A 12,557-nucleotide genomic window follows, 5' to 3' on the forward strand; every position below is an offset into this window, starting at 1 on the left:
CATTTGCCGGATGGGAACGTCCGTGCGGCCGATACGTTGCTCGTGAGCTTGATCAACGCAGGACCGGAACCGATGTACGCGCTGTTCGAAGGCAACAAGCAGATCGGCGACCCTTTTCCCTCCGAGAAGGAGGTGTGGGAAGCCGCATTGATCGAGGGGCTGGTGACCGACGTGCCGGTCGCGGACGAGGAGGGCGGCCGGCTTCTGCCTGCCGGCTATCACGTCGCGCAGGTCGAGGAGACGTTCGAGCCGAAGCCGGGCTGGAAGCTGCCGCGCGAGATCTCCTGAGCGGGCCTAGTTCGAGGCCAGCGCCGCCTTGGCGACTTCTGCCATCCAGCCTGATGCCACCGGCAGGATCGCGTCATTGAAATCATAGCGCGGGCCGTGCAGCTCGGCGCCATCACGCAATTCGCCATTACCGATCCAGACGAAGGCGCCGGGGCGCCGCGAGAGAAAGTGGGCGAAATCCTCACCGGCCATGCTGGGCGCGAGGTCGCGCCGCAACTCGGCCCGCACCTTGTCCGCGGCGAGGCGCGCGAGATCCGTCTCGGCCGGCGTGTTGATCACCACGCCGACGCCAATGACGATCTCGGGCGTCACCTTGATGCCGAAGCTCGTGGCGATCCCGGCGCAGATCTGTTCGATCCGCGCCACGACCGTGTCCTTCACCGCATCGCGATGGTAACGCAGCGTGCCGCCGATCGAAACGCGTCCGGCGATTTGGTTGCGTGCCGTGCCGCCTTCGAGCGTGCAGAGCGAGAGCACGGCGGTGTCGAGCGGATCGACGCTGCGCGACACGATCGATTGCAGCGCCACGATCAAATGGCCGGCCGCCATCACGGGATCGCGAGTCAGATGCGGCATGCCGGCGTGTCCGGCATGGCCGTCGATGGTGATGGTGACACGCCCGCCGGAGGCCATGACGACGCCGTCATGGACCGCGATGGTGCCGGCGGCAAGGCCCGGCCAGTTGTGAAATCCGAACACCCGCTGCATCGGAAAGCGCTCGAACAGGCCGGCCGCGACCATCGCGCGCGAGCCGCCATAACCTTCCTCGGCCGGCTGGAAGATGAAATCGACCGTGCCGCTCCAGCTGGTGTCGGCGGCGAGCAGCGCGGCGGCGCCGAGCAGCGAAGCGGTATGCCCGTCATGGCCGCAGGCATGCATCACACCGGGATTTTGCGAAGCGTAGGCGAGCCCCGTATCTTCGGTGATCGGCAGCGCATCCATGTCGGCGCGCAGGCCGACGCGGCCCTGGGCGTGCCCGCGCGTCAAGGTCGCGACGATGCCGTGGCCGCCAACCCCGGCCTCGAAGGAGATGCCGAGCTCGGTGAGCTTGTCCTGCACGAAGGCGGCGGTAGCTTTCTCCTGGAGGGACAGTTCGGGATGCGCATGCAAATGCCGGCGCCACGCGGTCAGTTTCTGGTGCAGCTCGGGGGTCAAGACGGGAATCTCTCGGGTTGTGTGTCGGCATCGACACCATAGCCGAATAACCGCTGCTTGCATCAAGCGCCAGCGAATGCCTCGCGTGCAGCAACGCGTCCCGCCTACGCCGACAGATTCGCCAGCCCGTCCCAATCGAAGCTGATGCCGTGGCCGATACGGTCCGGCGCGAGCGCAGACCCGTCCTGCAGCACCAGCGGATGCTCGATATATTTGTCGAGCCCAAAACCGTGCGCCTCCAGATACGACCGGTTCGGGCAGGCCGCGAGCAGGTGCACGGTGATGTCGTGCGCGCCATGGCTGGTGACGGGCAGGTTGAACGCCTCCGCCAGCCGCGCGATCTTCATGAAGGCGGAGACGCCGCCGCAATTGGTGACGTCAGGCTCGGGATAGGATACCGCGCCGGCGACGATGTAGTTCTTGAACTCCCACAGCGAACGCAAATTCTCGCCCGCCGCGATCGGTACGCCGCCGGCCTGCATGATGCGGACATGGCCCGCGACGTCGTCGGGAATGATCGGCTCCTCGAGCCAGGTGAGGTCGTAGGGTTGGAACGCGCGGGCGGCGCGGATCGCTTCCTCGACCGTCCATTTCATGTTGGCATCCACCATCAGCGGAAAGCCGTCGCCGAGATGCTGTCGCATCGCGGAGACCTTCGCTACGTCGGTTTTGAGATCGGGCCGGCCGACCTTCATCTTGATGGCGCGAAAGCCCTTGGCGAGATTGCCGTCGGTCTGCTCCAGCAGCGCCTCGACCGAGAGATCGAGGTCGATGCCGCCGGCATAGCAGGGCACGCGCGCATCGAACCCGCCGAGCAATCGATACAGCGGCAATTTCGCGCGCCGCGCCTTCAAATCCCACAGCGCGATGTCGAGTGCCGAAAGCGCCAGCACCGCCGGCCCGCCGCGGCCGCCGTAATGCAGCGCCCACCAGACCTGATGCCAGATCGCCTCGGTGTCATCGGCCTCGCGGCCCTCGACCAGCGGCGGGATTTCGCGCTTGAGGATGTCGGCGACGGCGCCGCCATTGCGCCCGACTGTGTAGGTGTAGCCGACGCCTTCGGTGCCATCGGCATCGTGGATGCGGCAGGTGATCAGCTCGAACGCCGCGATGTCGCCATGGGTCGAGTCGGAGAGCATGACGGGAAGGGGGATCCGGTAGAATCCGGTTTCGATGGTTGAAATGCGTGCCATGCGGCCTCCCTGCGTTTTCTTTGCAGGCTAGGCCGGCGCGCACCGTCCGGCAAGCGCGCGCCGTGCAAGGCAGCTCACCGCATCGTTGCGAGCTGCACGGCCAGCGCGCAGGCGCGGTCGTATTCGTCGAGATTGATCCACTCGTCGATGGTGTGCACCTCATTCTGGCCGGCGCCGAAGGTCACGGTCGGAACACCGTGGCGGACCATCCAGTTGGCATCGAGGCCGCCATTGGCGGTGCGCACGTTCGGGGTGCCGCCCACGGCAGAAACCGCCTCCACCGCGCGTTTGACGACGGGAAGGTTGTCCTTCATGCGGAACGGGAAGTAGTCGGTCTCGGCCTTGAACTTGACCTTGCCGGACTTGCCTTGCGCGTTGGTGACCTTCTTGGCCGCCTTCTCGAACGCGGCCTTGTAGGCTTTCGTGATCTCCTTGAAGAATTTTCCGTCATGGCTGCGGCTTTCCCCGCGCACATGCACGTAGTCGGTGACGACATTGGTGGCATCGCCCGCAGGCCGCCCTTCGCCGCCGGTGACGGGGCCGACATTGCTGGTGCCTTGCTGCTTGCGCTTGACCACCTTGCCGAACCAGCCGCCGGCCTTCACATCGGCGAGCGCGAGGGCCATGATCATGGTCGAGGAGATGCCGCGCTCCGGCGCGACGCCGGCATGCGAGGCGCGGCCGAAGATTTCCACGGTCCAGCGGTCGGCACCCACGGCGCCGATGACGACGTTGGAGGCCGAGCCGCCGTCATAGTTGAAGGCCATCACCGGCGAGCCGAGCTCGTCCAGCTTGACGTGGCGCGCGCCATAGAGCCCGCTCTCCTCGCGCACGCAGAACAGCAGCGTGATCGGCGGATGATCGAGTTGCTGCTTTTCGAGCTCGGCGGCCAGCGTCACCAGCACGCCGCAGCCGCACCGGTTGTCGCCGCCGAGCGCGGTCTTGGCGTCATTGACGATCTTGCGACCCGACTTCTTCGGCTTGGCGCCGGCGCATAGCGGCACGGTATCCATGTGGGTCATGAACATGATGCGCGGCTGGTTGTGCAGCGCGCCGCGGCCGGGCAGGTCGACGATGAGGTTGCCGGTCTCGGTCGGCACCGGAATGCGGGTATTGGCGTCGTCGAGCCGAATCGCCTTCGCCGGCACGCCGCTCTCCTTCAGCGCAGCCGAGAGCTCGCGCCCGATCGCCGCCTCCTGTCCGGTGACGCCCTCGACGGCGAGAAAGCGCATGAGGCGGTCGGTGGCGGCTTTGGTGTCGACAGGCATGAGATGGTCCCCTTGATGCAGGGCTCTACTCTATCGCCGGTCTTGGCGAGGTGTAGACTAAAAAGATCAGCGCGCCGATGCCAAGCATGGCAGCCATGAACAGCAGCACCGCCGGCAGTCCCGCGAACGCCGCCACCGCGCCGGTGATCGACTGCATCAGCGCCGCGCCGAGAAAGAAGGCGAGATTGATCGCCGCGAGCGCCTTGCCTGCCACTTGCGCGTCGACCAGCTGCCGCGACATGCCGAACAGCAGCGGCTGCGCCGAGGTCGCCAAGCCGATGAGCACGAACAGCACCAGGTCGTATTGCGGTGGCATCACGGGCACGCCGAACAACACGGAGACCGCGTAGTGCGGCGCCCCTAGCGCCATCAGCGCCAGCAGCAATGCGCCAACCAGGTGCGTTCCCGCCACCAGCGCGCGGCGGCGGCCGATCCTGCGGTCGATCATGCCGACGAGAAGCGGGCCTGCGATCATCGCCAGCGTGAACGCGCCGAGCTGGTTGCCGGCCTCGACCCGCGACAATCCCTTGACCTGCATCAGCCACGGCCCGCCCCACAGGCCGCGCAGCACCAGCGAGGTCGCAAGCGACACCAGCGCCAGCGCGATCAGGCCGCGCAAGGGCCGCGACAGTCCGAGCCTGAGCACCTCGATCATCTGCGACAGCGGCGAGGATTCGTCCTTGTGCTCGGCGGGCTGGCTCGGCACCAGGAGGAACACCGCGAGCGCCACGGCGACGCCGCCGAGCGCCGAAATCCAGAACCCGGCGCGCCAGCCGTAAGTGTCGACCACGAAGGCGAGCGGGCTCGACGACAACAGCATGCCGATATTGCCGATCGAGAGGATAGCGCCCGACCACAGCCCGAAGCGCGCGGCCGACAATTGCTTGGCCGCCAACGTCATCGGGCACATCAGCATGCCGGAGGTGGCAACGCCCAGCAGCACCTGACCGACGGCGAAGCTTTCGGGTCCCGTCGCAAAGCCCGACGCGATGGCGCCGACCACGGTTCCCGCGAGCAGGCTCAGCGACACCGGCCGCACGCCAAAGCGGTCCATCGCCGCACCGACCGGGATCTGCGCAGCCGCAAACGCGAACGGGTAGACCGAGGTGAGGCTCGCCAGCGCCTGGGGTTCGATGCCGAAATCCGCCGCCATCAGGTCGAGGCTGACGGCGGGAATGGTACGCAGCAAGGTCGAGAGCATGTGCCCGCAGGCCAGCGCAAGCAGCGCAAAGATCAGCGCGCGGGTGGCTCCCGCGTCGTGGGTGGCGGCGGTGGTCATGGGCGTTGCGTCCCGAGAAGGTTTCGGGTGGGGTTACATGATTGGCGGGTGCATGCCAACATCGGGACCGCCATGGCCGCGATGTCATGGACGCACAAGGGAATGGACGCGCAAGGCAAGCAGCATCATGTATCTCGGCATCGATCTCGGCACCTCCGCCGTCAAAATCGTTCTGGTCGACGACGCGCAGCGCGTGGTGGCGAGCCGCAGCCGCTCACTTACGGTCTCCTCGCCGCGTCCCGGCCATTGCGAGCAGGAGCCGGCACAGTGGATCGAGGCGACTTTCGCGACGCTGGACGCGCTGAAGGCGGATCACGCGCGCGAGCTGGCCGAGGTCGAGGGCATCGGCCTGTCCGGCCAGATGCACGGCGCGACGCTGCTCGACGCCGGTCACACGCCGTTGCGGCCCTGCATTCTCTGGAATGACGGACGGTCCTTTGCGGAATGCGCCGAGCTGGAGCGACGCTGGCCCGCCTTGCGGACGACGACGGGCAACAAGGCGATGCCGGGATTCACCGCGCCAAAATTGCTGTGGGTCGCCAGGCACGAACCGGAGATATTCGCGGCGACAAAACTCGTGCTGCAACCCAAGGCCTATCTGCGCCTGGTGCTGACGGGCGAGGCGATCGAGGACGTCTCGGACGCCTCGGGTTCGCTGTGGCTCGATGTTGTCAGCCGCGATTGGTCGGACGAGGGGCTCGCCGCGACCACGCTGTCGCGCCGGCAGATGCCGCGCCTGGTCGAAGGCTGCGCGCCGGCGGCACGGCTGCGGAGCGAGTTGGCGCAGCGCTGGGGCATGACCGGGCGGCCGATGATCGCGGGCGGGGCCGGCGACAATCCGGCGGGAGCCGTCGGCATCGGCGCCGTCAATCCCGGCGCAGCCTTCATTTCGCTCGGAACCTCCGGCGCATTGCTGGTGCCGACCAAGACGATCGCGGCCAACCCGGAGCGGGTCGTGCACACCTTCTGTCACGCCGTCCCCGACCGATGGATTCAGGCCGGCGCGATCCTCTCGGCGGCATCGTGCCTGGCGTGGATCGCGCGGCTGTTCGGGACCCCCGAGGCCGACCTGCTGGCGCCGCTCGGGCTGCGCCCGCGGGCGCCGTCGCCGGTCAGCTTCCTGCCGTATCTCTCCGGCGAACGCACCCCGCACGATGATCCCGACGTGCGCGGCATGCTCGATGGGCTCAGTCACGCCACCGATCGTGACGCGGTTGTGCAAGCCGTGCTCGAAGGCGTCGCCTTCGCGCTTGCGGACTGCCGGGACGTGCTTGCCGAGACCGGACTGGCGATCACGGAGGCGAATGTCATCGGCGGCGGTTCGCGGTCGCGGTTCTGGTTGTCGGTGCTGGCCAATGTCCTGAACATGCCGGTGCATCGCTTTGCCGACGGCGAAACGGGCGCGGCATTCGGTGCGGCGCGGCTCGGCCGCCTCGCCGTCACCGGTGAGGCGATCGACGCCGTCTGCACCGCGCCACGGCGCGTCGAGACGTTCGAGCCTGAGCCCGCGCTTGCGCAGGCCTATGCCGAGCGGCTGCCGCAATGGCGCCGCCTGTATCGTCCGCGGCGCTGATCGCGATACGCGATGATGTGGCGAAGAAAAGGCATCACGCGCGAGATCGGTTCCGTCTGCAAAAGATAAAAGCAGCGTCGGACCGTTGGTCGGCGTGCGGGAGGTATTGCCCTGCGCCACAACCTTTTGTTTAATGCTCGCACCCGCGCCGGGGACCAACGAGACGCGGGTGAGATTGCGATGCCGCCGTCGGCGCATCGGGGAGGTGTGATGAGCGAGCCCATCCTCGAGATGCGCCGGGTCTCTAAATCGTTCTTCAGCATCAAGGCGCTGCGCGACGTCGACCTCACCGTCCACGCGGGCGAGATCCACGCCTTGATGGGCGAGAATGGCGCCGGAAAATCCACCCTGATGAAGATCCTGTCCGGCGCCTACCGGCCGGACCCGGGCAGCGAAATCCGCATCGACGGCCAGCCCGTGCAGATCAGCGGCCCGCTCGGCGGCCGCGCGGCCGGCATCGCGATCATCTATCAGGAACTCTCGCTCGCTCCCAATCTGAGCGTTGCGGAGAATATCTATCTCGGTCGCGAGGTCTCCCGCGGCGGCTTGCTGGCGCGCGAGGCGATGCAGGCCGGCGTCGGTCCGATCCTGGCGCGGCTCGGCGCGGATTTCACGCCGCAGACGCTGGTCGCCAATCTCTCGATGGGCCAGCGCCAATTGGTCGAGATCGCGCGCGCGCTGCACGCCCGCTCCAGGATCCTGATCATGGACGAGCCGACCACCGCGCTGTCGGCCGGTGAGAGCGAAAGGCTGTTCGCGCTGATCCGCCAGCTGCGCGCCGAAGGCCTCGCCATCATCTACATCTCGCATCGTATGGACGAGGTCTATGCGCTCGGCGATCGCGTCACGGTGCTGCGCGACGGCACGCTGGTGGGTTCGCTCGACAAGGGCGACATCCGCGCCGACACCATCGTCCGGATGATGGTGGGACGCGACGTCTCGTCCTTCTACAAGAAGGAGCATGATCCCAGGAATGAGGCGCGGTCGGGAGCTCCCGTGCTTGCGGCCGTCGACATCGCCGACGGCAGGCGCGTCAAGGGATGTTCGCTGACGGTGCATGCGGGCGAGGTCGTCGGCCTTGCCGGCCTGGTCGGCGCCGGCCGCACCGAGCTTGCGCACCTCATCATCGGCGCCGCGCCGATGGTCTCCGGCCATGTCGAGATCGAGGGGCGCGCGGTCTCGATCCGCACGCCCGGTGAGGCGCTGGACGCCGGCATTGCCTATCTCACCGAGGACAGGAAGGCGCTCGGCCTGTTCCTCGACATGTCCTGCCTCGACAACATCAATCTCGCGGTGCTGGGCCGCGACGCGAAATTCGGCGGCATCCTCGACCGCGACAAGGCCCGCGACCGCGCCAAGCGCGCATTCGCGGGGCTCGGCATCCGCGCCGCCAATATCAGTGTTCCCGCCGGCGGGCTCTCCGGCGGCAACCAGCAGAAAGTGCTGCTGTCGCGGCTGCTCGCCATCGGCCCGAAGATCCTGATCCTCGACGAGCCGACGCGCGGCGTCGACGTCGGGGCCAAGTCCGAGATCTATTCGATCATCGACAATCTCGCGAAGTCGGGCACCGCGGTTCTCGTCATTTCGTCCGACCTGCCCGAGATCATCGGCATCTGCGACCGCGTCGTCGTGATGCGCGCAGGACATATCGCCGGGCAGATCCGACGCGACGCGACATCGCCGCTCGGTCAGGAGGAGATCATGGCCCTCGCCACCGGAACGGAGCAGCTCGATGCCTGAGAACGGCGCTTCCGCGAAAGCGGCCCCCGTGGCGTCCGGTCTTGCCGCCGCGCAGGAGACGAAGCGGCAGCGGACGCGGATGATCATTCGCGCGGTCGGCATGCTGCCGGTGCTGCTGTTGCTGTGCGTCGGCTTTCACGTGCTGTCGGACGGCCGCTTCTTCACCGGCCAGAACATCGGCATCGTAGTGCAGCAATCCGCGGTCAATACCGTCCTGGCCGCAGGCATGACCTTCGTCATCCTCACCGGCGGCATCGACCTCTCGGTCGGCTCCATCCTGGCGGCATCGGCGATGGCCGGGCTGATCATCTCCAAATTCCCCGATCTCGGGGTGCTGTGGTTGCCGGCCGCGGTGCTCACCGGTGCGGTCTTCGGCGTTCTCAATGGCGGCTTGATCGCGCTGTTGCGCCTGCCCCCCTTCATCGTCACGCTGGGATCATTGACCGCCGTGCGCGGCGCGGCGCGCCTGCTCGGCGCCGACACCACCGTGTTCAATCCGTCGATCCCCTATGCCTTCATCGGCAACGGCGCCTTGACCCTCATTCCCGGCGTGTTGTCGATTCCCTGGCTCTGGGTGATTGCGTTGCTGGTCATCTTGGTGTCGTGGCTGGTGCTCAAGCGCACCGTGCTCGGGGTGCACATCTACGCGGTCGGTGGCAACGAGAGCGCCGCGCGACTCGCCGGCATCAAGGTCTGGGCCGTGCTGATCTTCGTCTACGGCGTGTCGGGCCTGCTCGCCGGTCTCGGCGGCGCGATGCAGGCGGCGCGGCTCTATGCCGCCAATGGCCTGCAACTCGGCCAATCCTACGAGCTCGACGCCATCACCGCCGTGATCCTGGGGGGCACATCCTTCGTCGGCGGCATCGGCTCGATCTGGGGAACGCTGGTCGGCGCGCTGATCATTGCGGTGTTGTCGAACGGCCTGATCCTGATCGGCGTGTCCGACGTCTGGCAATATGTGATCAAGGGTCTGGTGATCATCGGCGCGGTCGCACTGGACCGCTATCGGCTGCAGGGCTCGGCGCGCACTTGAGAGCAAGAAATGCAGCGGGCGCTGCGCCCTCATGTTCATTCCGTCACGGCAACTGGTCGCCGTGCCGGAGCTTCAAACAGACCAGGGAGGAAGCCAATGTTGAAGTCGATCTCGTTTGCCGGCGCCGCGATGGCGCTCGTCCTGAGCTCCGCGCCGTCCGGCGCCAAGGAGCTCAAGTCGATCGGCGTTTCGCTGGGCTCGCTCGGCAATCCGTTCTTCGTCGCGTTGTCGAAGGGCGCCGAGTTCGAGGCCAAGAAGACCAATCCCAATGTGAAGATCACCACCGTCGGCTTCGAATATGATCTCGGCAAGCAGGTCACCCAGATCGACAATTTCATTGCCGCGGGCGTCGACCTGATCCTGCTCAATCCCGGCGATCCCAAGGCGGTCGGCCCGGCGATCAAGAAGGCGCAGGCCGCCGGCATCGTCGTCGTCGCCGTCGACACCGCGGCCGAAGGCGCCGACGCCACGGTGACCACCAACAACGTCCAGGCCGGCGAGATCTCCTGCCAGTACATCGTCGACAAGCTCGGGGGCAAGGGCGACGTCATCATCGAGAACGGCCCGCAAGTTTCCGCGGTGATCGACCGCGTCGTCGGCTGCAAGAACGTGCTCGGCAAGAATCCCGGCATCAAGGTCCTGTCCAACGACCAGGACGGCAAGGGCTCGCGCGAAGGCGGCCTCACGGTGGCGCAGGGCTATCTGACCCGCTTCGCCAAGATCGATGCCATCTTCGCCATCAACGATCCGCAGGCGATCGGCACCGACCTTGCCGCGCGCCAGCAGCAGCGCACCGGCATCATCATCACCGCGGTCGACGGCGCACCCGATATCGAAGCAGCGCTCAAGGACCCGCAGGCGACGCAGATCCAGGCCTCCGCCTCGCAGGACCCGTTCTTCATGGCCCGCCGCGCCGTCCAGGTCGGCGTCAACATTCTCAACGGCCAGAAGCCGGCGTCCACCGTCGAGCTGCTGCCGTCAAAACTCGTGACGCGCGACAATGTCGGCGAGTACAAGGGCTGGACCTCGGACCGCTCGCAGTAGCAGGCGGAAGACGGCCGGCGCCGGATGCGGCGCTGGCCGGCTTGCGTGGTGCGGTGTTAGCCGGGCATGCAGCGGTCGACCGGGCTAGGTCGGCCGCGCTCTCGTTAGGCTCATGATCATGAGGTCGTAGGTTCAAATCCCGTCTCTCATCATAGTCGCAGGCTCGACCAGCCGACGTCCGCTTTTCGACACGAAGCGGGCCCCTGGCTTTCAATGCACCAGTTCAGCTTGTGACCCATTGCAGACATCGGGTACGGATGTTTCTATGACCGGCATGGCGAGCGAATTGGAAACGTCAATCTATGACTTAGTACCCGGCGGCGCTGACCTGCTGCGGTGGTTCGCTCAGGTGCCGCGCTTCCACGACGCCGAAATCCTTAGTCTGCACCTGCGTCGCAAAGCGCAGAGTGTTCTGCGCCTGCACGGATGGATCAATACAGGCGAAGTTGGGCCGAACGGGTACTTCGTACTCGACCGGCACGCCATCGTGACTTTCACACTTAGCGACGTTATGGATCTGCAGCTCGACGGCTTCGGCAACCAAAACGTCATTGGTGGGCTGGCTCTGCGCCGCGCACCTGATCGCCCAGAGCGCCAAGGTTACCTAGCCCTCGAGCCGCTTCCGCAAGACATCGAGATCGAGCTTGAGCCCTGCTATGGCCTCAGCGGCTTGATCCGGGCACGGGCGGTGTCCATAACCTTCGAGCCGGATAAACCCAAGGCTCAAGACGATTGAAGTCCGCTTCTGGCCCGTTGCAGACCTCCGCTTACAAAGCCGCTATGTCTGCCTTCAGGAGAAAAGCCGACCCTAGGTCAAGTCCGCGCGGAAGTCAGCCGTGACCCATATGCGACATTTGACGATGGGAAGAATGATCCTGACCTATTCGATCGGTGGAATGGTGCGGACCCACGCGACGATAGCGTCGAGATCCTGCTCAGTCATCTTGCTGAAATAGCGCTGCCGGGCCATAGGCAGCTTGAGCACGCGGCCGTCGCGGCTGATGCCCTCGGTCAGGGCGCGCTTGAGCTCGGGGTCGGTCCACGCGCCCACACCCTTCTCTTTGTTGGAGGAGATGTTGGCGACTACAACTGAACCGAAGGGGCCTTTCATCTCGTGACCGCCCTTGCCCCACCAGTTCTTAAAGTCTTGAGTGCCATCGGGCTTGCGGGAGTGGCATTCCATGCAATGCGCGAGGGTGGCGAGATAGAAGCCGCGTTTGACCTGATCTTGAGGGACCGAGTCACCGATTGATGTTTCGGCGCCCGGCAGTGGCACGGGATACGCCGCGGCGCTATAGACCGGCGGCGGCATCTCGTTGCTTACCGGCTTGGCGGTCTTCAGGTAGGCCGCGATTGCATCGAGATCACCTGGCGTCAGAATTCTGTAGAAGCCGTAAGGCATCTGCGGCGCAACCGAGACCCCGTTCGGTCGCACACCGCTTATCAGCAGTCGCTTGATATCGTCGTCGCTCCAAGCTCCAATGCCTGTGTCGCGGTCGGGCGTGATGTTTGACCCGTGGACAGTGTAGGCCGGTCCATCCCAGACAATAGATCCGCCGGAAAACCGCCGCTCCATGATGAGACCGCCGGGGCCGCGTGGCGTATGGCAGCCATCGCAGGCCATGACCGCGTTGACAAGGTAACTGCCGCGCTCGATTGGCGTCTCGGCGACGGCTGTAGTCGCGGCGCCACACAAAACCGCGAGTACAGCAAAAACGTAGATCATCGCTCCGGCCCCCCGCACTTTTAAAGCTCACTGCTTTCACACTGGAGCCTAGCGGCCGCGCCATATGTGAACTCGTTCACGTCCGGACAAATGTTTTTGTTACCTAGGGCGTATCAGCGAAGTGACTGCCCTTGTCATTGAGGTCCGCTCAGCAGCGATGTCGGACGGGGTTTGCTCAGGTTGAGTTCTTCGCATTTTGACCCATATGAGACATCAACCGCGTGAACCGGTGAGCAAAATGAGTTACACTTTGCGTGA

At 65.8% G+C, this 12,557-nt stretch carries 11 protein-coding genes; 6 read left to right on the plus strand and 5 right to left on the minus strand.

Going from position 1 to position 12,557, the window contains the following annotated elements; genetic code table 11:
• The first annotated feature begins 72 nt into the window (after positions 1-72).
• Complete coding sequence (locus IVA75_RS35205; protein WP_007607539.1) at positions 73-288, plus strand: hypothetical protein; 216 nt, start codon at positions 73-75, stop codon at positions 286-288.
• 6 nt (positions 289-294) lie between these two features.
• On the opposite strand, the gene IVA75_RS35210 is transcribed toward IVA75_RS35205, so the two are convergent.
• From IVA75_RS35210 to IVA75_RS35225, 4 genes are all read right to left on the minus strand, one after another.
• Entirely contained in the window at positions 295-1,443 is a 1,149-nt protein-coding gene (locus tag IVA75_RS35210; protein WP_247288396.1) for an amidohydrolase, read from the minus strand.
• Between the two features lie 104 nt (positions 1,444-1,547).
• Positions 1,548-2,636 (minus strand): mandelate racemase/muconate lactonizing enzyme family protein, encoded by a 1,089-nt coding sequence (locus IVA75_RS35215; protein WP_247288397.1) that lies wholly within the window; start codon positions 2,634-2,636, stop codon positions 1,548-1,550.
• Positions 2,637-2,710: 74 nt separating this feature from the next.
• Positions 2,711-3,904 (minus strand): M20/M25/M40 family metallo-hydrolase, encoded by a 1,194-nt coding sequence (locus IVA75_RS35220; protein ID WP_247288398.1) that lies wholly within the window; start codon positions 3,902-3,904, stop codon positions 2,711-2,713.
• A 25-nt stretch (positions 3,905-3,929) separates the two neighbouring features.
• Positions 3,930-5,183: an MFS transporter gene (locus IVA75_RS35225; RefSeq protein ID WP_247288399.1), complete on the minus strand. Its 1,254-nt coding sequence runs from the start codon at positions 5,181-5,183 to the stop codon at positions 3,930-3,932.
• 127 nt (positions 5,184-5,310) lie between these two features.
• On the opposite strand from IVA75_RS35225, the gene xylB reads away from it, so the two are divergent.
• The 5 genes from xylB to IVA75_RS35250 all read left to right on the plus strand — a co-directional run bounded on the left by xylB (position 5,311) and on the right by IVA75_RS35250 (position 11,309).
• Entirely contained in the window at positions 5,311-6,756 is a 1,446-nt protein-coding gene (xylB, locus tag IVA75_RS35230; protein ID WP_247288400.1) for a xylulokinase, read from the plus strand.
• Positions 6,757-6,966: 210 nt separating this feature from the next.
• Complete coding sequence (locus tag IVA75_RS35235; RefSeq protein WP_247288401.1) at positions 6,967-8,496, plus strand: sugar ABC transporter ATP-binding protein; 1,530 nt, start codon at positions 6,967-6,969, stop codon at positions 8,494-8,496.
• Entirely contained in the window at positions 8,489-9,529 is a 1,041-nt protein-coding gene (locus IVA75_RS35240) for a ribose ABC transporter permease (RefSeq protein ID WP_247288402.1), read from the plus strand. The genes IVA75_RS35235 and IVA75_RS35240 overlap by 8 nt, the downstream gene beginning before the upstream one ends.
• A gap of 96 nt (positions 9,530-9,625) precedes the next feature.
• Positions 9,626-10,573, plus strand: coding sequence for an ABC transporter substrate-binding protein (locus IVA75_RS35245; protein WP_247288403.1), 948 nt, complete (start codon positions 9,626-9,628; stop codon positions 10,571-10,573).
• A gap of 265 nt (positions 10,574-10,838) precedes the next feature.
• On the plus strand, positions 10,839-11,309 hold the full coding sequence (locus IVA75_RS35250) for an Imm50 family immunity protein (RefSeq protein ID WP_247288404.1): 471 nt from the start codon (positions 10,839-10,841) through the stop codon (positions 11,307-11,309).
• Positions 11,310-11,453: 144 nt separating this feature from the next.
• On the opposite strand, the gene IVA75_RS35255 is transcribed toward IVA75_RS35250, so the two are convergent.
• The gene (locus tag IVA75_RS35255) at positions 11,454-12,299 is read right to left on the minus strand and encodes a c-type cytochrome (RefSeq protein WP_247288405.1); all 846 of its coding nucleotides are present in this window, start codon (positions 12,297-12,299) and stop codon (positions 11,454-11,456) included.
• Positions 12,300-12,557: the final 258 nt, after the last annotated feature.

Source organism: Bradyrhizobium sp. 134, assembly GCF_023074155.1.
Classification (GTDB): Bacteria; Pseudomonadota; Alphaproteobacteria; order Rhizobiales; family Xanthobacteraceae; genus Bradyrhizobium.